The following is an 18,456-nucleotide window of genomic DNA, read 5'->3' as shown; positions in this document are numbered from 1 at the left end:
GGCCGCCACTGCGTTCTCACCATAAAAAAGGCCCGCATCAAGCGGGCCTGCAAGTACCAGAGAAGTCTGGAGGAAAAAATCAGAACGACCAGCGCAGGTTGGCGTTGACCGAATTAACGCGAGTATCGGCGCCAAATTGCCCCTGATAGCCGACATCCAGCGTCGCGGCGTGCGACAGTTTCACGCTCACACCGATATCGCCCACCATCACGTTGTCATCCACGGCCTGGCCCTGCGTGACGAACGCGTCGCTGCCGGCAAACGCCATGCGCGATGAAGTGTTCTTATCGCCGTAGGCGTGCTGCCAGCCGAGCGAGCCGTAAAGGCTGACGTTCTTCGGCAGTTCGGTCACGCCGCGCACCCCGAGCGTAGAGTAGAAGGTGTTCATCGTTTCATTGCGCACGCTCAGCGCCGCCGCGCCACCCGACTCCTGGAAGCTGTCGGTATGCAGGCGGATGTAGCTCAGGTTGATGAACGGTTCGACGTTCATCTCCGGCTGGCCGAAACGGTAACCCGCTTCGGTGAACGCCAGCAGCGAGTTCGCGTCATAATCCGACTTCAGCCGATCCGAGAAGCCGCTGAAATCGACGTTGCGCTTGCCTTCAATCTTGTGCCAGGTGTAACCCAGCGCGCCGCGCAGCGAGAACGCATCCTGCTGCCCCGCCGCATACAGGCCGAGGTGGTAGTTGTCGGTATCGGCCTTGGAGCGGCGGCTGTCGACGTCATAATCGCCGCGGCTGTAACCAAAGTAGCCGCCGATGCGCACGTTATGGTCCGCCAGCTTGCGATCCGCGCCCAACAGGAAGCCGGTGGTGTTGCCATCCAGCTTGCCCACGTTGCCGTTGCCGCTGTTTTTGCCCCAGGAACTGAAGGTTTGCCCCCAAACGCCGCTGTTTTGCGCCTGCGCCGGTTGCACCAGCGACATCGCCAACGGCGGTACCGGCAGGCTGTCGTTGTCGAACAGGCGCAGCATGCGCTGGTTCAGCACGTTGAACAGCTGGGTGCTGCCGGCGATCAGGTTAGACTGCATCGACGGATAGACTTCACCGGACAGCTGATTGAACGCCTCGCGCGCTTCCGGCGCGCTCAGCAGCAGCAGCGAGTTATACAGCGCCAGCGAAGGGCCGCTCTGCGCCAGCGTCGAGAGCGCGCCAGCGGTATTCCACTGGTTGCCGCTCTCGGCCACCGTTTGGAAAATGCCCGGTTTGCCGCTGCCTGGATTCTCGCCCCCCGGATTCTCGCCCCCCGGATTTTCACCGCCTGGGTTTTCTCCGCCCGGATTCTCGCCGCCTGGATTCTCGCCCCCTGGGTTTTCCCCGCCCGGATTCTCGCCCCCTGGATTCTCACCGCCTGGGTTTTCCCCACCCGGGTTCTCGCCGCCAGGGTTTTCACCGCCCGTGTCTTTCTGCGCGATGGTCAGATCCACGGCGTTGGCGCTGTGGTTCAACGCCACATCGAGGAAGGCGGACTTGGAAACCGCCGACGCGAACTGGCCGTCAATGCCGCCGTCCGAGGTCAGAATGCGGTAGCTTTGGCCGGTTTTATAGCTGGTTTGCGGATCCAGCGCCGTAACCTGCACCTTGGCCTGATCGCTGATGGTGGTTTTGCCCGCCACCAGCAGTTGATCGCTGCGGCCGTCGCCGGCGATATCAACGTCATAGAAGGATTCGCCGATAAAGTTCAGGTAGCGTTTCAGCGTCAGCGTGCCGATATTGCCGTCGCCGGGCGAGATATGGCCGCCGGACAGGATCTCGGTCTGGCCCAGCGTGCCGTTGCCGCCCAGCGTGCCGCCGGCCTTGATCGACGCGGCGCTGCTGTAGCCCTGCCCGTTATTGACGTCGGAACCCGCCGTCGCATTGAGGATCAGCGTGCCGCCGTTCTCGGCGCTGAGAGTTTGGATCTCGAAGATATCGTCTTCTTTCTGGGTGTTGATGTCGCTGGCGATGATGAGCTTACCGCCGCGCGCGGTGACGTTTGCCTGCAGCCCAGTGAGATCGCCGTTCAGCGTCGTGTGCCCGGCGGTGTTGATCACCTCGCCTTCGCCGCTCATCTTGTTGCTGAAGACGTAATTGCCGTCGGTATGGTTAAAGTACACATAGCTGCGGAACAATCCGCCCCGCAGGGCGATCGCCGTCTGGGCATCGATAGTGCCTGCAGCGCCCGCCGCGCCGAGCGTCGGCTCGGTCAACCCGGTGCCGGTATCCATGTTGCCGCGGCTGCCGATAATCAGCGCGCCGCGGTTAGAACCGGAACCGGTCTTGCCCAGCACCACGTCGTTGCCGCCGGCGGAGAATGTGCCGCCGTCCATGACCGCCAACACGCCATTGCCGTAATCGCCGACGTTGACGCTGCTGCCGCTGGTAAACCGTGAGCCGTTGCCGGCGATCGTCAGCTCGGCGGTTTTACGCGCGCCGGAGACGCCCGCCACCTGAATATTACCGACGTTGACCGCGCCTCCGTTCAGCACGTCCAGATCGCCGTAAAGCGTGAGCGCGCGGCCAACGTTCCATTGGGAATTGGCCCCCATGACCGTGGCTTTCGGGCTTAGCGTATCGGTCTCGCCCGGCCCGCTGCCATTACCGATGCGCGCGTCAAAGGCGGTGTTCAGCACCGCGCCGTCTTCAATCGCCAGCGTGGATCGTGCCCCTAAGTCGGTGCCGACGCTGAGAAAATTGCTGGTGACGCGAGAACCGGCGCCGGTGGCGATCAGGTGGCTGTCGTAGCCGCGGGTGGTGCCGACCACGATCTCTTTCGCGCTGGCCAGCGCGCCGTCTTCAACCCGCAAGGTGCCCCGCCCCAGATTCAGGCCGCCACGCAGCACGAACTGATCGTTCACCGCGTTCAGCTCGGCGTTCGGCCCGCGGACCGTGACTACGCTCTCATGAATTTGGCCGTTGAACATCCGGCCGATATTGATGTTATAGGCGCTGATCTTGCCATTCTCGATCAGCAGGTTGCCGCTTTGATTGCGGCCGACGTAAACGTCCCCGGTGTAGGCCAATGATTCGGTAATTTTTGATTCGCCGTCAAAAATGGCATCGTCTGCACGAGCGATATCGGCGGGCGCCAGCATCAACAGCGGCGCAGAAAATAGAGCGAGGTAAAGTTTGGAAAGCGGTGTACTAACCGCTAAAGGGTGCGATGTCTTGTCATTCACGGGCTATCTCCGTACTCGTTAGCGTGATGTCGCGAAATTTATTGTTATAGGAAAACTCAATACACTAGAGGAGGTGTGAGGCGTTATTTCGCGCACGCCGGTTTAGTGATCGTCGAAGCAAAAGCTTATTGCCCCCCGGCGCTGACGCTCCGACGATGGAAAACCAGGAAGCGGCAATACCGCCCCCGAAGCGAATTATTTATGCGTGACCACCGGCGTACAGGTCGGCGCGCTCAGCGACGGCGACGAACCTAAAATTCCCGGCATCATCAGCGACGAGCAATCAAAAATACGGCCTTTTTCCGTGGTGGCGCGATAAGAAAGTTTTTGGCCGCCCAGCGCATCTGGCTGTGCGCCATTGACATTGGTCACGGTAATTTCGTCCGATGAGCCCAGGCCCAGCATTTTGGCGGTTTCCGCCTGCAGTAATGGAATGGCCTGATCGGTTTTCAGGGTGGAACAACCGGCTATCATCATCGTAACGGTTAAAGCGATAAGTGGTTTCTTCATAAATTATCCTTTATAACCAATCAGTTAAAATTACCGATTAGCTTTATGTTTTCTCTTATCCAAATCCTCGAATAATATATTTCCCTTTCCTAAACGAAAAAACCCTCCTAAAGTAGGGAGGGTTGATAATAATTCATCAGACCTATCTGATATTTGAAGGCGAAAGGAGAATCCTTTGGGGCAGGATTATGCGTTGGTCGTTGATGACCATCCATTGGTAGCAAGCGGCATTGCCAATTTTCTCAGCACGCATTGCCGATTCAAACAGGCGCATGTGGTGACCAATGAAGAGAATTGCTACCGCCATATTAGGGAAAATGGCCCACCGCGTTTACTGGTGATTGATTTTTGGCTCTCTTCCGGTACGGCGTTGAAATTACTCAAAGAAGTAAAACAACGTTATCCGCAGGTGCGGATTTTGGTGGTCAGCGGCGACGAGAATAACGATATCTGGCAGAAAGTTCACAATGCCGGCGGGCATGGGTTCGTGTTAAAAAATGAACCGCCAGAATTATTCGCCAGGGCGGTTTTTGCGCTGAATAACAATCAGGAATGGTTCCCGGAAGGCAATGAAGCCGCCATTAAAAACAACCATGACCATTTAAATAAATTCAATTTAACGCCGAGGCAATTAGACGTATTAACTATGATGCTGCGCGGCCTGCCAAATAAAAGAATTGCGACACAACTGTCTATTTCCGAGCCGACCGTCAAAGAGCATATCAGCAATATATTGAAAAAGATCGGCGTCAACAGCCGAGTGGAAGCCATCACGCTGTTGCACGGCAAACGGGATCCGTCGTCATGAGGTTTTTCCAGCATTTACAAAATGATGGCATCTCCCCACGCGCACAGATCCGCCTGCTGGACAACACCTTCATGCGGCTGGTGTTCAGCTTCACCGCCGTGCCCTTTGTCGGCATTCCGTTCGCCATCTGGATTTATTTGCTGGGTGATGAACTCGGCCCAACCATTACCTGGATCATCGTTTACCTGCTATGCGCCGTGGCGATCCGAATAGGACATCGTCGCTACCTGCATGAGGCCAAAGAAAATGATGAAGACACCGTGCTGCGCCGCTGGCTGCCGCGCATTAATAAGGTGGCGTTTATTCACGGGTTGGGGATCTCATCACTCTATTTAATTACCCCACAGACCCATAACTTTGACTTTTTTCTGCTGCTCAATATCAGCATCGCTGCGATCGTCGCCGCCAACGCAACGCACCTGACGCCCGTCATCAGCACCTTTACCCGCTTTTTCTTCGCCTCCTGGGGGCTGCTGAACCTCGGCATCATCTGGCGGCTGGAAGACGTGATGTTCATCGTACTGATGCTGAACTTGCTGTACGGCTTCGCCATTTACCGCCACGCATTAACCTCGCATGCGTTCTTTATTCAGCAGGCGCTGCTCGAAGAACAAAGCTCGCGCCTGGCGGAGCAGTTCCGCCAGGCTAAAGAGGAGGCGGAACAGGCGCTACTGGACAAGAACCAGTTCCTGACCACCGCCAGCCACGATCTGCGCCAGCCGGTGCACGCCATGGGTTTTCTGATCGAAGCCATCATCCACAAAAACCGGGACGACAGCCTGACGCCGCAGCTGCTGGATCTGCAACAAAGCGTGCGTTCGGTGCATTTGATGTTCAATTCACTGCTCGATCTCAGCAAGATCGAATCCGGCAACGTGCGCACCGCCGCCACCCATGTGGATATCGGCGCCCTGCTCGACTCGGTAGTCACCCTGTTCCGCGAAGAGGCCAACAGCCGCGCCCTGGCGCTGCGCACCTGGCGGCCTAGACGGCGTATCAGCGTGATGGGCGATCCGCTGCTGGTGCGGCAATCGCTGATCAACCTGATCCAAAACGCCCTGCGCTATACGCAACAGGGCGGCGTGCTGATCGCCATCCGCCCACGCGGCCCCGAGTGCCTGGTGGAAGTGTGGGACACCGGCGTGGGCATCGCCGACGAAGAGAAAAGCAAAATCTTCTCCCCTTACTACCGCCCTGAACTGGCGTGGAAAATCGACAGCGCCGGCCACGGGCTGGGGCTGGCGGTGGTGGCGCGCTGCGCCAAGCTGATGAAGGTGAAGTACGGCATGCACTCCGTCGAAGGCAAAGGATCGCGTTTCTGGATGCGCTTCACGCAATATATCGGCGAAGACAAAGCACCGGAAACCGCGGCCGCCTACGACAACACCGCCACGCCTACCCGCTATGCACCGCTGCGCGGCGCCTGCCTGGTGGTGGACGACGATCCCTTGGTGACCTCCGCCTGGGAGAGCCTGATGAGCACCTGGGGTATCACCGTGCGCTGCGCGGCTTCCGCCGAGGAAGCCTTCGCCATTGTCGAGGACGGTTTTACGCCGTTCGCTGTGCTGTGCGATCAGCGCCTGCGTTCCGGCGAGAGCGGTTTCGACATCCTGAAAGCGCTGTTCGAACGCCTGCCGGACGTGAGCGGCGCGATGGTCAGCGGCGAGTTCAACTCACAGATATTGCAAGAGGCCGAGCAGGAAGGCTATCTGGTGCTGCGCAAGCCGCTGGAGCCGGCCAGGCTGCATGCGCTGCTGACGCAGTGGGGGGCCGGCTAGCGCGAGGCGGTGCCTTAGCGGGCAAGATGCCGCAGCAGGCCTTCAAGGTTGCGCTCCCCCTCCGGGGTTTGCGCACCGGCTTTCAGCCCACCGCGGATCAACCGCTCCGCGGCCGGGCGTGCGAACAATCCCGCCCAGGCGTCGTGCTCGCGATAAAAACCGGCCTGCAGATCCGGTGCAGGCATCGCCTGTTTGGCCGCCGCAATCACCCCCGCAGGCAATGCCGCGATATTGCGCGCTAACCGCTCGACGAAATCATCCAGCTCGGCGGCAGGCAAGGCGCGGTTAATCCAGCCGTAGCGTTCTGCGGTAGCGGCATCGATGAGATCGGCGCCCAGGATCACTTCCAGAGCGCGGCCGCGCGTCATTCGGCTCGTCAGATACTGCGTCGCACCGCCGCCGGGCGTAATGCCCATCAAGGCCTCGCACTGGGCCAGCCCCGCCGCTTCCCGTGCCGCGAAAGCCATATCGGCCGCCGCCACAAACTCGGCGCCACCGCCGCGCGCCAGCCCGGCCAGCTTAACGAGAGTGACCTGCGGCTGGCTACGCAGCAGCTCGCCAAACGCCTGGAACGGATTTAGCCCCTCCGGCGCGTTGCTCGCCAGTTCGTCGAAAGCGTGCGGCTCATCGATCAAGGTCATGTCGACGTGAGCAATAAAGAACGCTGGGTTCGCGCTCTGGAACACCAACACCCGCGTATCCGGATCGTCACGCACCGCGAGCAATAAACGGCTGATTTCCGACATCAGCGCCACATCAAGCACGTTTACCGGTGGGTTATCGATAGCGATCGTCATCACGCCGTGCGCATGAGACAGCCTGAGCTTGCTGAAATCTGTATCTGTCATCTCAATGTCCTTTTACCTGGGGTACAAGTGCGGGTTTTTCACGCCGTGTGTCGAATGGTATACTTTGCATACTTGGCGTCAATTACGCACCTTAAGCATCCCAGGGATGCAGGAGGATACCGATGGATACGACCGACCTTGTTTACCGCGCCGACTGCCCAAGCCGCATCGTCCTCGATCAGATTGCCGATAAATGGTCCATGATGGTGCTGGAAGTGCTGCGTGAGCCGCAGCGCTTCAACGCCATCAAACGCCGTTTGGATGGCGTCACGCAACGCGTGCTGACCCAGACGCTACGCAAGCTGGAACGCAACGGCATGGTGCATCGCAAAGTGTTGGACGGGCGGGTGCTTGGCGTCGAGTATTCGCTGACGCCGCTCGGCAAATCCCTGCAGGGGCCGTTCTCGATACTGTTCGACTGGACGCTGGGGAATATTGAGGCGATTCAGGAGTGCCAACGCAAGTATGATGAGCAAGGCGAGTGATGCGATCCCCCATAGTCTTTCACTTGCAGGAAAACGAGGGTTAGGAGCCGATCGGGTTATCAGGCCGTGATCAGACGCTTAAACAACAGCAATTAGATGTCCTGCCGGTGTGACAAGATAGCATGGGCAGTCAAAGTGGCTGCTTCTACGGAATACAAAACCCGGTAACCTTCTGCGTGATTAAACTCCCGGTACTTTGCACAGCCAATCTTCAGCAGCTCAGGGCAAATCTAGCATCCCTGCGGGAACAGGCTAACGGTATTCTCAAACTGAGGGAGTATTTCCGTGATCACCGGTCGGGATTCGACTTCAACGCGACGGAGAGGGTTCGCTATTGAGTCGCCGTGTACTCAAATTCCATTGTAATCCCTTAATTCCGTCTAAAGCGCCTTAAAAACACGGCACGGGGCAAGAGCGTCGAACGCCTGCCGGACGTGAGTGGCGCGATGGTCAGCGGCGAATTCAACTCGCCGATCCTGCAAGAGGCCGAGCAGGAAGGTTATCAGGTGCTGCGCAAGCCGCTGGAGCCGGCCAGGCTACATGCATTGCTGACGCAGTGGGGGGCGGTTAAGGGTGGTTTGGCACCTCCTGAAACACTGTTTGCGTACTAATAATATAAAAACTTTATTTAATACCCACCCTGTCAATAGATTATTTTGATGTTAAATAAAAAAACAAGATATAGTTTCAAAAAAAACAATAACACTCTAACACTATAATCATTGATATTTGTAAGTAGGGAGAAAAATGATAGCTTAGATCAAATAATCATTTTACTTGCAATCTCTGACTGAGCTACGGAAAGACTATCAGATTAAAATGGCGGAAAATTATGAGAAATATCAACTCAATAATAATGAGACTAGCTAAACGAGCTGAAAAATTACAAACTGAGCATCTGATCAAATCCTTCGTTGATGTTGGCCCTACATATACATTACTTTCAAGCACAGATAATCAAATAATGTTTGGACGGAGAGGGACCGGAAAGACACACTTCTTAGCAGTGCTCAACAATGAAATATCTAATCGAGGGATTATCAGTGTACCTATTGACATGCGATTAATAGGCTCAACAGGAGGGATATTTTCAGATCAAAACATCCCCCTAAGTGAAAGGGCAACAAGACTGCTTTCAGATACTTTATGCAATATTCACGAGGTTATTCTAGATTATATATTTGAAAACGAAATAGATAAAACAACAGAGATAACGGAATTATTGAACAATTTTCTTGAACAAGCAACCGCATTAAACATAGAGGGTACATCTGAAGAGGAAATTGGTTCATCCAATAACATATCCAATAATTTCTCAATCAAATCAAATGCATCATTGAAAAGTATTTCCGCAGGAATGGAACTCACAAAAGGCACTGCCATTGGGAGCTCAGAAAGAATAAAAACCACAGGAAAAATAACTTTAAGAATTCATTTTAACTCAATAACAAAAAAACTTAACGACATTGTTTCAATGCTACCTCATAAGGAGCTTTGGATATTAATTGATGAATGGTCAGAGATTCCTTTAGACCTTCAACCTTATCTTGCAGAACTTTTAAGAAGAATATTATACCCAATTCCTAACATTACTGTAAAAATTGCAGCTATTGCTCATAGATGCAACTTCATGGAAGTGGACATGAATACTGGTGCCAGCATTGGTATAGAATTAGGTTCAGATGCTTCATCTGTGATAAATTTAGATGAATACATGGTGTTTGATAATGATAGCGATGCTGCCAAAAACTTCTTTAAAAACCTACTTCATCGCCATGTTTGTGCTATTGATAAAAACTCAATCTGCGATCGAGAGCCTAACCTATTTATAAATGATGTATTTACTCAAACTTCGGCTTTTGACGAATATGTAAGAGCAGTTGAGGGTGTTCCAAGAGATGCCATAAATATTATTTCATTAGCTGCGCAGACTGCTTTAGCAAACAAAATATCTATTTTTCATATCCGTAACTCCGCTCAAAAATGGTTTCAGGTCAACAAGCATGCAGCCCTTAACAGCAGGCCAGAAGCCGTGTCACTACTTGACAGAATAATAAACGAAGTTATTGGACATAGAAAATCTAGGGGCTTCCTAATTAGCCATGAGAAGAATCATAAACTGATAGATTATCTATATGACATGAGAGTAATTCACGTTCTTAGGCAAGGTGTTTCCGCAAAAAATGCAGTCGGCAAAAAGTATACTTTATACACACTCGACTATGGTTGTTATGTTGAGCTAATGTCCTCTAAGAATGCACCTCTGGGACTTATTATTGAATCAGATGAAAATGATGAGTTACAGTATATAGAAGTCCCAAAATCTGATTATAGATCAGTAAGAAATTCGATATTAGACTTGGAAGAAGATAATGGTCAACTTAGGCTAAATCTTTTTACATCAACGGAACATCTTCAATTGCCAAACCATCAAAACAAAACAAAAAAATCAGTTGAAAGGTCTATTAATAAAAATCTTATAAATGCAATACCAGAAAATATTGGTACACTAAAGATCTATGGAACTATATATATACCAATAATATTGGTTTCTTTAGTTCTAAGAAAAGCAAAAGGATTCAAGAAAAGCAATGCATCAGAATTAACAAAAATAATTAATGAGCATATGTCAATTAATATTAACAGGCCAAAGATATCTGCAAATAATATGTCTAGAGAATTAAGAAAGGATAGTATCCTGAAGTTATCCTGGCTTAATTATCATGAGAATGGTAGGCAACCACTATTCTCTCTAAATGAAAAATGGAGTGAGTCCTGGGAGGAGTACTTTAATAACTCAGCACCCACAATTTAAATTTTCACTATAAAGACGCTTAGGGGGTTTTAATTAAAAAATCTATAATTGAAAAAGGAATCCCCTTAACGTTGAGTGTCCTGCGTTCAATCCGTAAGCCCATCCAACAGCGGTTCCTTCGAGAACACACGCCCTTCCGCTTTATCCTTCTCTGACAGCATCAGCAATTTCAGCAGAGCAATGGCGTTCTCTCGCTTCTGCTGCTCATAGGATTCTATCACGTAGTTGATGGTCTCTACTTTCATCGTATCCCCTGGCGCTATCAATCATACCACGGTCTGAACATAGGCTATATTTCGACCACAAACAATAATCTGCTTTACCTATAACTTACCTCAATGACTGACAACAGGCAGAAAATGTTTGGTCATATAAAGAAAAACCCTCTGTAAAAACAGAGGGTTTCAGTCACTTCGGCCTAGTTACGAACAGGCTGCGGGAAGTGTCAAATCATTCCCACTCAATTATTTACAACAAAAGTAAGAGATTGATTTTATTGGTTGATGTGATGACAATGAAATCTTCATACCGACTTTAATACCGTCACCAGAAAAACCAGCTCAGTTTTTGCACGCCTCATTGGCAGCTATCAGCTCTCTTTCGTAACCAATCCTCTGGTGACGCTCGGCGCGCAGCGCTCGCATCTGGACGTCGATAGTAGCACCGATAGGCAACTGGTCAACAGCGAACGCCGGGCGCGAAACGTCGGCCGTTTTGCATGGCACGGCGATCGGAACTTTCACTTCAACATATGACGGCGCCGGTGGCACGTTCGAGCAGCCGGCCAATGCCAGGACAGAAACCACGATCAGGTTTTTCATTGGGCACGCTCCCGGCGCAGCTCTGCGTCAAACGCAGCAGACGCCGCCGCGCACGCTTCGCCGGTGGTTCGTTCTGCCATAACCTCGTTTGCCCTCTCATAATCTCCCTGCGCCTCCCTGCGGGCTTTTCCCTGCGCTGCCTTGGCCTTGGCTTCCATCTCTTCCTGTTTGCGCTGCAGCGCGTCAATGCCGGCGTTCTGGCTGGCGATCGTTGCCGCCTGTTGCTTGTTGCTGCCTTTGCACTGCGTCAGCTCATCGTTGAGTCGGTCAATCGTTGGCTGGTAGTGACGCCCAGCCAGCCAGGCGCCAGCACCGACAACGGCCGCCAGCGCCAGCAGGATCACCACCAACGACGTTATTTTGCCAGACATAACGCGCGCTCCTTGTCACGGCGGATCACCAAACCATTGAGCTTTACGCCGCCGGCATACACCCAGCGCGGGAACTGCTCGCAGGCGGCCACCGTTTCACCCTGGCGGAACAACCTGAACATCGTCGATTTCTGCATCGTCGCGCAGCCGGCATTAAACGTGATACTCACCGCCGCATCGAACGCGCCTTGTGGCAGCTCATCGCCGGCGGCATAGTTGGTAACGCACCGCTCAGCCGCCAGGATGTTCTTTTGCCAGTCGGCGGCGATCTGCTGTTCGGTTTTGCGCACGCTCGGGTTAACACCGTGCGTGTTGCCAATCCCATCAGTCCACACGTCAGCCGGGCATTTGTACGGTTCGCGGCGGCATCCCTCGGCATTACCGATCAGCTCAAGCCCCGCGCGGCTGGTTTTTACCTCTCCACTCGACAGCACCAGGCCGATGATCACCATCACAGAACAAACGGCTCCGGCGGCGCCTGTTTTATTCAGCCTGCCCATCGGCGACCCTCCCCATGCGTTCGCGGCGGCGGTCTTCACGAGCCTTGAAATACAGGTTTGTTAACCATGTGAGGAAGGCGAAAAATAGCCCCCCCAAAACGCCTATAGCCGCCCACTGCTCCGGTGAATAGCCATCCAGCAGCCGAGTAAACCAGAATGCGGCGCCACCACCGGAGGCGCCATAAGAAATACCTGTCGTGATTTTATCCATTTTCATGGCTCCACCTCCCATTGCCTGGGGGTAATTATGCGTTTGGAACTTGAGCGATCGTTGCCCATGTATTTGTGCCGTCTGACAGCAGAGCGGTGGCAATATAAATAATCCCCTGACCTGCTGACGGCTGTCCAATGCGTTGGACGATTGCGCCCACTTCCATATGCTTTGGCAGAGACCATCCTGAAACCGTCCCGCCTCGAGCCCAATTATCTGAACCCATAAATGCCGGAGTTGATTCTCTATTTGAACTGAGCGTCAGATTTCCTGTCATTTCGCATGCATAGAACAGCACTCGCTTGTTATTCGTGCTGCTTGAGGCGTCGGCAATGTTTATATTTCCTGATATATTGCAACCTCTGAATATACCGCGCTCTGGTGTATTGTTCGCATTCAACGAAATACCATTAATAATGCAATTATTAAGGTATGTATATCCGTTCGTTAATGCAGAAATACCGCCGCTAAATGTGCAGTTTGTGAATACGACAGTCCCCTCTTGATTTGGCGATTGAGAGAACGGCGCATCGACAGTGAAGGAATAGAACTGCCCGGCAGCTCTTGACACCCTCGCGGCTCGGCCAGATAAGAACCGATTGAAGTTGTCGAAAACGCGCAAATCTGTCACGCGCGCAACAGAGGTTGTGATCCTGCTCCCTGTTTCATAGTACGCATTAATAGTTTGCAGCACACCTATGCCGCCATACGTCGAGCCACCAAAGAATGAGGTGTGAACATTTGGCGACGTTGCCTGTATAGACGATGCATTACTACCGGTGTTTAGAATGAACAATGAGTGCGCACCATTTGTTGATGCATAGTTGTCCAGGTCGTCGTAGTAAGTTTTATTATCGCTGCGAGAATAATCATTAATTGTTATGTTCCCGGTTTGACCAGCGACGAGATAGAAGAAGTTGTTTAAATACTTGAGTCCACTCTGCGCAACAGAACCGGACGCACCAGTATATCCATCGTCCAGAGTGGTAACAGCCGTGGCCTCAATGTGAGCACGTAGGATGTTATGCTTAGAACCGGTGATATAAACGCCTTTATGATAGGCATCATGAGATAATATGTAAGTGAAGGTGATCGAGTTTGATTCATCGCCGTTACCATCCACTGTGATCGCATACGACAACTCATTTCCGCATCGCTCCTGAATAATTCCAAACTTGGAGTCAAATACAGGGGAGCAGTGCACACCGCGACCGTTAAAGTCCATTGCACGGAAACCATCACCGTAAACACCAGTGTACTTTAGGAATACGCCGTTCAATTCATTTTTCAGTCCAGAGCGAAGCCCACGCTGGTCAATATCTCGAACAAAAATAAAGTCAAACAACAGATTATTTTGTATTGTCTGATAATTTGTTTTTGGATCACCTAGCAGCAAGACATAGCTATTATTGGTTTTGTCGAACAAACTCGAGTCAGCATGGAGGTAAACGCTCCCACGGATTTGATGAATACCAGTCGCCACGACTGGACTTCCGACGTAATAGGCGCGTTCTTTCTCAAATTCGTAGCCACCCTGGCCATGACGAAAATCAACGCCAAAATTATTTGCAATTGCAGCGGCAAACATTTTGTTAAGGTTGGCCGCATAATCAGTCCCCCGCACGCTTCGCGTTGAATCAGGGAATGCGCCAAACATCTCGGGGCTTAGCATTCGCCCATCGATTACTCGCTGCCAGTGGAATAGTGCGCTGCCCGTAGGCTGGCAGATATAGCCACCATCATCGACCGCCACCCCAGAAACCGCCACAAATTCGCCGCCACCTGCCGGTTGCCCGATAGCAGCCCAGCCAGGGTAATAGCCACCTAGCAGGATTTTCTGGCCAGCACGCTCAGGGATCACGCTTCTGAGTTCATCAAACGAACCGGCCTGGCCGATGAACTTAAACCCATCACTGCCGGCCAGGTCGATCTCGAGCTGTGTCCCTCCATCGGTTTCAGCATGCACCGCGATGGGCCGCCCGGAATTACTCCACGCAAACAGCTTACCGCCACGGCCGTGGATTGTTGGCAATTCATCAACGTAGTTCTCTGGTACTCGAATGGTTCGCTTGAATAAATCATCAGCATGCTGATTGCTAGATGCATCTCCAGCATCAACATATCGCTTTGTTGCTGCATCTTGCCCATAGACAGGATCGGAAAGGTTAGATATCCGATTTCCTTTGGCATCGTAATACTTTGCCAGCCAGTTTGGTTTTCGCAGCGCAAGGCCAAGGCCACCAATCGCCTGCTGGATCAGCATGGTCAGCTTGTCCCATGCATCCTCATGCACTTCAGGGAAGAAGTTACCCTGGTTGCGAACGTCGGTTTCCTGGGTGACAGGTAGCTCTCGCTCGATGCTGATCCGCCAGTTGTTGGCCAGTGCGCTAGCAAGCTTAACCTTGCCTCCGTTACGACTGCCGGCGCCGGTAACTGTATAATCGGTATTTAGCACCAGTGTGCGGATGTTTTCTGTTGTGTCCGCGACAGTAACAACAAGCTCATCCGCAGAAAACACACGGAAGCGATAGTCAAAATCTGTCGTCACCCCGTTGCCGGTGTATTCCTCTCGGCTTACCTCTGTTGATACGGTCATCTCTCTAATCCCATTTGCTCACATAAAGAGCATTCTAGCGCCTGCTAATCCATACATGAATTTAATTATGTGTTATATTGAATTTTGTTACCTTATTGGTAATTAGTGTTGCGCATATTGCTAAACCAATAATTTTTATATATGGTTATTTATACAGTAGTTACAAGCTGAGCGAGGTGCATTACGCAATGAAGAAGTACAGCTACCCGGCCAGCAGGATGCTGGAGAAAAGCGTTAACACGCGCGAAGGGATTGCGGGATTAGCTAAGGCTTCACTACTGGAAACGCTGCTGAAGGAACTCGATGATGACGGTTCAGAGATCGGCGGTGCTATGCTGGAACTGAATGCTTTAGTGAACTATGTCACACAAAATGAAAAAATGAAGGAACAAATCAAAACACATTCGCAATTTATTACACACCAGTTGGAACAATAATTACCATCGTCAATACCTCGCCGGGCCTAGCCCGGCTGCTGCTCAGGTAATCTTTTCTCAATCCCGCTCGCAAAATAGTTACCAAATTGGTACATTTACTTTCTCGCAAACCTGCGCCACAGTGATAGCGCATCAGCAAAATCTGATGCCGGGATTGGCGTCCCGGAATGTGAGAATCGCGCATAGGTCGCGTTAGCGGCTTTTTTTATGCCCAAAGCACAGCTACATCAAAATTATGGTGGGGCGTGCAGGGGAGCCGAAAGGCTCACCGGTTGATTCTCCCCGGCACGCCAACCCTGTACGTCTCACCACCAGAAGATTGGCGTCTCCGGTGGTGATTAACAGATCACTATGGAGAATCACAATGGCTACTCAATTCCCTTGCGGCATCACACCTGAAATCGTCGTTCGCAGCGGCCGCCCTATCACTACCACAAAATCAGTTGCAGCTTTCTTCGCTAAGCAGCATCAGCACGTCACTCAAAAGGTAGAAAGTCTTGAGTGCTCTGAGCAATTCTTAACCAGCAACTTTTCGCTGGTTCCCTATGAGCACAACGGTAACACCTACAAGATGTACGAAATGACCAAGAACGGCTTCGTGTTCCTGGTGATGGGCTTCACAGGCAAGAAGGCGGCACAGTTCAAAGAAGCGTATATCGCGGAGTTCGACCGGATGGAGAGCGAGTTAGCCAGCCAGCGCTATGGCCACAACACGCTTGGCGATCTTACCGGCACCGCCAATCTGTCTGCCCTGGTCGACAAGCTGCAGCAGATCATTCATGAAGGCGAGTTTATCCCCGCGGGCAAGCGACCGAACTACAGCCTGCCGGCGAACAGGAAGCATGAAGCGACAATCATCCGCGACTTCCTGAGTAAGGACGACAGCAGCACCCTGCTCACTTTGCTGGAATGGCTGCGCGCCGATGGCTTCGATGTGTCGGCAGCCGATCGGGAACTGGACATTATCCGCGGCTACGTCGGCGGCATGCGCCGCGCGCTGGGTGACATCCAGACCCACGCCCGCTACATTGATCATCAGATTGGGAAGATGTGAGAAATAAATACGGGGCCAATGGCCCCGTTCTACTTAGCTTGCAATTGGTCCTAGAGTTTTCTTCAATCGCTCGTAGATGTCACTGGCGGTGATGAAGTCGCTGCTAATCTCCTTCAAAATAGTCTCGCCAGCGCTACCAAGAAGCTCAACCCAATACATGAACTCGTCGTTACCTTCCTCGTTCTCGCACGCTACAGCAGTGAATGTAGCGGTGACGCTATCGCCCTCAACACGGTGGCGGCTCTTGGCAAGCAAGGAGTCACCTAATACACTTAATGCCATTTCATCATCCTTATGCGGCAGCGCCGCTCACACCCATTAATTTTGACAGCTTAGTCAGCCCTTTGGCGGTGACCAGAACTTGTTCGACAACCTTTTCACTGCCATCTGACCGGGAGACGGTAGTAACCTTGTGCTCCAGGACGCCGGACTGAATTCGGTCTTGATAGGCAAGCCATGCGCGACCGCCGGTACGTCGGTAGATCCAGTGATTTTCCGACATCAATTTGAACAACGCTTTTGGCTGAACCTGCAAATGCTTGGCTGCGTTGGTGATGCACATACTGCCATCGGCTTTTGCGATGCGCTCCAATGCTTCAACATCCGGCTGCATCTCAACCACCTTGTGCTCCAGCGCAATGACCTTTTCGCTATAGGTCAGCAAAGTGGTACGCAAGAACTCCGGATCATTCAACGCAGCAGCGGCGTCAAATGTCGGCCTGCTTAATACACGCTCCAGCTCCTGCCAACGGTCTACCAATTTTGCAGTAAACTCCGGTGAGAGTTGGGCTACTACAACAATGCTATCTCGTTTTCCTTTCTCACCTTCGAAAACGTAAATCGTCGTCGGGCGCCCTGTGGTGGGCTTTTCCACCGTTGGTGGTAAAGTGATTGCCCCTAAATCTGCGAGCCGTTCAATCGTGCGCTTAACACTGTCATGGCGACTTCCAACCAGCGTAGAAATTTCCAGGCTGGACATAGTGACAGCGCCAGCGTTGTTTGCTAAATTCAATGCAGTCATTACACAGTACCTTCAAGTTTGGGTTTTGACGTCGGTCAATAGTCCTACCTACTGACCATTCAGCGGGCCTTATGGCCCGTTTGTTTCATGAAAAAACTTACCACACAGGTAATAAATAAAAAAGATCTTTTTCAATAACTTACCTGTAAAGTAATTATATCACAAATAACATAACATCCTTGAACAACAATGCCGCATTTTTGCTTGAGTTTGCTAAAGCGCCTCAGCCCAATCCTTGAACGTCTGGTTTGTTAAGGTTACCTTAATGGTGGTTTTTATTATTAAGAGTAACCCCTATGGAAATTTTCTGGATAGTGGTCGGGGTGGTGGTGGTGGTAATTTTTATCATCAACCAGAACCGTACCAAGGTCTCCGATAGAACCGTTGTAACCCATAACAGAACCATAAAAACTGACGATGGTGAGATCCGGGTGCAGCGTACTCAGGTGATGGACAGCACATCAACCCAGTACCATAAGCCGGGAGCTGCAAGTGTGGCTTCAAAGACAGAGTATGACCTGCAAGCAATTAATAATTATTATCAACAAAAGGCAGGGATAGAGGCTCAGCAAAAAACCATCCAAGAAGTAAAGCCAACCATTGAAGCACAACCGATCAGAATAGAGCAGCCAAAAGCTATCGCCAGCATAGATGCTGAAGAAAACCTTAGCCATTCGAAATCCCAAGAAGGGAAAAAACAATGCACAAGATGCAGAATCAGCTTACCGTACAGCAAATTTAGCAAATCCAGTAAACACCCGGATGGTGTAACCATCTGGTGCACATCCTGCCTAAAAGGGGAAAAAAACACCAGACACATGAAGTGGTGCCCCATCTGTAAGGTTCGCCGCAAGAGAACCAGTTTCTATCCCAATAATTCAAATGCCGACGGGCTAATGGCATGGTGTAAAACTTGCTGGGATAAGCGCAAAGGACGGTAAAAAATGGCCCGCATGCAGCGGGCCTTGATATTATCCAGGGTAAAAATACATCACCTTTCCAGTTGCAATACTTCCGACGAGTAATATCGCGTGGATTACAAAC

The 18,456-nt window shown here is 51.8% G+C and carries 17 protein-coding genes and 3 pseudogenes; 8 read left to right on the top strand and 12 right to left on the bottom strand.

The genetic code is table 11. The features are described 5' to 3' along the window. Nucleotides 1-79: 79 nt before the first annotated feature. Together RE418_RS12370 and RE418_RS12365 are read right to left on the bottom strand one after the other, a co-directional pair. Nucleotides 80-3,157: an autotransporter domain-containing protein gene (locus tag RE418_RS12370; protein WP_089181213.1), complete on the bottom strand. Its 3,078-nt coding sequence runs from the start codon at nucleotides 3,155-3,157 to the stop codon at nucleotides 80-82. Between the two features lie 195 nt (nucleotides 3,158-3,352). Continuing rightward, nucleotides 3,353-3,667 carry a hypothetical protein gene (locus RE418_RS12365; protein ID WP_025303891.1) on the bottom strand — a complete coding sequence of 105 codons (315 nt, stop codon included), beginning with the start codon at nucleotides 3,665-3,667 and terminating at the stop codon, nucleotides 3,353-3,355. Nucleotides 3,668-3,842: 175 nt separating this feature from the next. Here RE418_RS12365 and RE418_RS12360 point away from each other — a divergent pair, with 175 nt between their 5' ends. Then, nucleotides 3,843-4,475, top strand: coding sequence for a response regulator transcription factor (locus RE418_RS12360; protein ID WP_049204885.1), 633 nt, complete (start codon nucleotides 3,843-3,845; stop codon nucleotides 4,473-4,475). Further along, complete coding sequence (locus RE418_RS12355) at nucleotides 4,472-6,253, top strand: hybrid sensor histidine kinase/response regulator (protein ID WP_049209541.1); 1,782 nt, start codon at nucleotides 4,472-4,474, stop codon at nucleotides 6,251-6,253. Before RE418_RS12360 ends, RE418_RS12355 begins: the two co-directional genes overlap by 4 nt. A gap of 14 nt (nucleotides 6,254-6,267) precedes the next feature. Here the strand turns inward: RE418_RS12355 and RE418_RS12350 are convergent, their stop codons facing one another. Continuing rightward, on the bottom strand, nucleotides 6,268-7,101 hold the full coding sequence (locus RE418_RS12350; protein ID WP_025303894.1) for an enoyl-CoA hydratase/isomerase family protein: 834 nt from the start codon (nucleotides 7,099-7,101) through the stop codon (nucleotides 6,268-6,270). A 122-nt stretch (nucleotides 7,102-7,223) separates the two neighbouring features. Between RE418_RS12350 and RE418_RS12345 the strand changes: the two genes are divergently transcribed. Then, entirely contained in the window at nucleotides 7,224-7,586 is a 363-nt protein-coding gene (locus RE418_RS12345) for a helix-turn-helix domain-containing protein (RefSeq protein WP_025303895.1), read from the top strand. Between the two features lie 92 nt (nucleotides 7,587-7,678). On the opposite strand, the pseudogene RE418_RS12340 reads toward RE418_RS12345, so the two are convergent. After that, nucleotides 7,679-7,813, bottom strand: a pseudogene (locus RE418_RS12340) (type II toxin-antitoxin system RelE/ParE family toxin); the annotation flags it as partial. A 192-nt stretch (nucleotides 7,814-8,005) separates the two neighbouring features. On the opposite strand from RE418_RS12340, the pseudogene RE418_RS12335 reads away from it, so the two are divergent. Further along, nucleotides 8,006-8,197 (top strand): annotated as a pseudogene (locus RE418_RS12335) (hypothetical protein); the annotation flags it as partial. Nucleotides 8,198-8,418: 221 nt separating this feature from the next. After that, entirely contained in the window at nucleotides 8,419-10,401 is a 1,983-nt protein-coding gene (locus tag RE418_RS12330; protein WP_399675082.1) for a hypothetical protein, read from the top strand. An 86-nt stretch (nucleotides 10,402-10,487) separates the two neighbouring features. On the opposite strand, the pseudogene RE418_RS12325 reads toward RE418_RS12330, so the two are convergent. From RE418_RS12325 to RE418_RS12300, 6 genes and pseudogenes are all read right to left on the bottom strand, one after another. Next, nucleotides 10,488-10,625: pseudogene (locus RE418_RS12325) on the bottom strand (type II toxin-antitoxin system Phd/YefM family antitoxin); the annotation flags it as partial. A gap of 336 nt (nucleotides 10,626-10,961) precedes the next feature. Beyond that, nucleotides 10,962-11,222 (bottom strand): hypothetical protein, encoded by a 261-nt coding sequence (locus RE418_RS12320; RefSeq protein ID WP_399675079.1) that lies wholly within the window; start codon nucleotides 11,220-11,222, stop codon nucleotides 10,962-10,964. Next, nucleotides 11,219-11,593: a hypothetical protein gene (locus RE418_RS12315; RefSeq protein WP_399675076.1), complete on the bottom strand. Its 375-nt coding sequence runs from the start codon at nucleotides 11,591-11,593 to the stop codon at nucleotides 11,219-11,221. The genes RE418_RS12320 and RE418_RS12315 overlap by 4 nt, the downstream gene beginning before the upstream one ends. After that, nucleotides 11,578-12,093: a lysozyme gene (locus tag RE418_RS12310; RefSeq protein WP_399675073.1), complete on the bottom strand. Its 516-nt coding sequence runs from the start codon at nucleotides 12,091-12,093 to the stop codon at nucleotides 11,578-11,580. Before RE418_RS12310 ends, RE418_RS12315 begins: the two co-directional genes overlap by 16 nt. Further along, on the bottom strand, nucleotides 12,077-12,310 hold the full coding sequence (locus RE418_RS12305; RefSeq protein WP_342156349.1) for a class II holin family protein: 234 nt from the start codon (nucleotides 12,308-12,310) through the stop codon (nucleotides 12,077-12,079). The genes RE418_RS12310 and RE418_RS12305 overlap by 17 nt, the downstream gene beginning before the upstream one ends. A 28-nt stretch (nucleotides 12,311-12,338) precedes the next feature. Next, nucleotides 12,339-14,900, bottom strand: a complete 2,562-nt coding sequence (locus RE418_RS12300; protein WP_399675070.1) for a hypothetical protein — start codon at nucleotides 14,898-14,900, stop codon at nucleotides 12,339-12,341. 188 nt (nucleotides 14,901-15,088) lie between these two features. Here RE418_RS12300 and RE418_RS12295 point away from each other — a divergent pair, with 188 nt between their 5' ends. After that, nucleotides 15,089-15,337: a hypothetical protein gene (locus RE418_RS12295; RefSeq protein ID WP_033632346.1), complete on the top strand. Its 249-nt coding sequence runs from the start codon at nucleotides 15,089-15,091 to the stop codon at nucleotides 15,335-15,337. A 364-nt stretch (nucleotides 15,338-15,701) separates the two neighbouring features. Next, nucleotides 15,702-16,391, top strand: a complete 690-nt coding sequence (locus RE418_RS12290; protein WP_399675068.1) for a Rha family transcriptional regulator — start codon at nucleotides 15,702-15,704, stop codon at nucleotides 16,389-16,391. Between the two features lie 33 nt (nucleotides 16,392-16,424). Here the strand turns inward: RE418_RS12290 and RE418_RS12285 are convergent, their stop codons facing one another. Together RE418_RS12285 and RE418_RS12280 are read right to left on the bottom strand one after the other, a co-directional pair. Then, complete coding sequence (locus tag RE418_RS12285) at nucleotides 16,425-16,673, bottom strand: hypothetical protein (RefSeq protein WP_399675065.1); 249 nt, start codon at nucleotides 16,671-16,673, stop codon at nucleotides 16,425-16,427. Nucleotides 16,674-16,683: 10 nt separating this feature from the next. After that, on the bottom strand, nucleotides 16,684-17,412 hold the full coding sequence (locus RE418_RS12280; RefSeq protein ID WP_399675063.1) for a phage antirepressor KilAC domain-containing protein: 729 nt from the start codon (nucleotides 17,410-17,412) through the stop codon (nucleotides 16,684-16,686). Between the two features lie 296 nt (nucleotides 17,413-17,708). On the opposite strand from RE418_RS12280, the gene RE418_RS12275 reads away from it, so the two are divergent. After that, on the top strand, nucleotides 17,709-18,353 hold the full coding sequence (locus RE418_RS12275) for a hypothetical protein (protein WP_399675060.1): 645 nt from the start codon (nucleotides 17,709-17,711) through the stop codon (nucleotides 18,351-18,353). Nucleotides 18,354-18,456 lie beyond the last annotated feature (103 nt).

This window comes from Serratia sp. szju, from assembly GCF_044594185.1.
Classification (GTDB): Bacteria; Pseudomonadota; Gammaproteobacteria; order Enterobacterales; family Enterobacteriaceae; genus Serratia; species Serratia bockelmannii.
This window is presented reverse-complemented; position numbering and strand designations above follow the sequence as displayed.

Excerpts from the sequence above, each read along its gene's own strand:
- RE418_RS12365 (WP_025303891.1), bottom strand. The coding sequence starts at position 3,667 with ATGAAGAAACCACTTATCGCTTTAACCGTTACGATGATGATAGCCGGT.
- RE418_RS12355 (WP_049209541.1), top strand. The coding sequence starts at position 4,472 with ATGAGGTTTTTCCAGCATTTACAAAATGATGGCATCTCCCCACGCGCA.
- RE418_RS12350 (WP_025303894.1), bottom strand. The coding sequence starts at position 7,101 with ATGACAGATACAGATTTCAGCAAGCTCAGGCTGTCTCATGCGCACGGC.
- RE418_RS12345 (WP_025303895.1), top strand. The coding sequence starts at position 7,224 with ATGGATACGACCGACCTTGTTTACCGCGCCGACTGCCCAAGCCGCATC.
- RE418_RS12330 (WP_399675082.1), top strand. The coding sequence starts at position 8,419 with ATGAGAAATATCAACTCAATAATAATGAGACTAGCTAAACGAGCTGAA.
- RE418_RS12320 (WP_399675079.1), bottom strand. The coding sequence starts at position 11,222 with ATGAAAAACCTGATCGTGGTTTCTGTCCTGGCATTGGCCGGCTGCTCG.
- RE418_RS12315 (WP_399675076.1), bottom strand. The coding sequence starts at position 11,593 with ATGTCTGGCAAAATAACGTCGTTGGTGGTGATCCTGCTGGCGCTGGCG.
- RE418_RS12310 (WP_399675073.1), bottom strand. The coding sequence starts at position 12,093 with ATGGGCAGGCTGAATAAAACAGGCGCCGCCGGAGCCGTTTGTTCTGTG.
- RE418_RS12305 (WP_342156349.1), bottom strand. The coding sequence starts at position 12,310 with ATGAAAATGGATAAAATCACGACAGGTATTTCTTATGGCGCCTCCGGT.
- RE418_RS12300 (WP_399675070.1), bottom strand. The coding sequence starts at position 14,900 with ATGACCGTATCAACAGAGGTAAGCCGAGAGGAATACACCGGCAACGGG.
- RE418_RS12295 (WP_033632346.1), top strand. The coding sequence starts at position 15,089 with ATGAAGAAGTACAGCTACCCGGCCAGCAGGATGCTGGAGAAAAGCGTT.
- RE418_RS12290 (WP_399675068.1), top strand. The coding sequence starts at position 15,702 with ATGGCTACTCAATTCCCTTGCGGCATCACACCTGAAATCGTCGTTCGC.
- RE418_RS12285 (WP_399675065.1), bottom strand. The coding sequence starts at position 16,673 with ATGGCATTAAGTGTATTAGGTGACTCCTTGCTTGCCAAGAGCCGCCAC.
- RE418_RS12280 (WP_399675063.1), bottom strand. The coding sequence starts at position 17,412 with ATGACTGCATTGAATTTAGCAAACAACGCTGGCGCTGTCACTATGTCC.
- RE418_RS12275 (WP_399675060.1), top strand. The coding sequence starts at position 17,709 with ATGGAAATTTTCTGGATAGTGGTCGGGGTGGTGGTGGTGGTAATTTTT.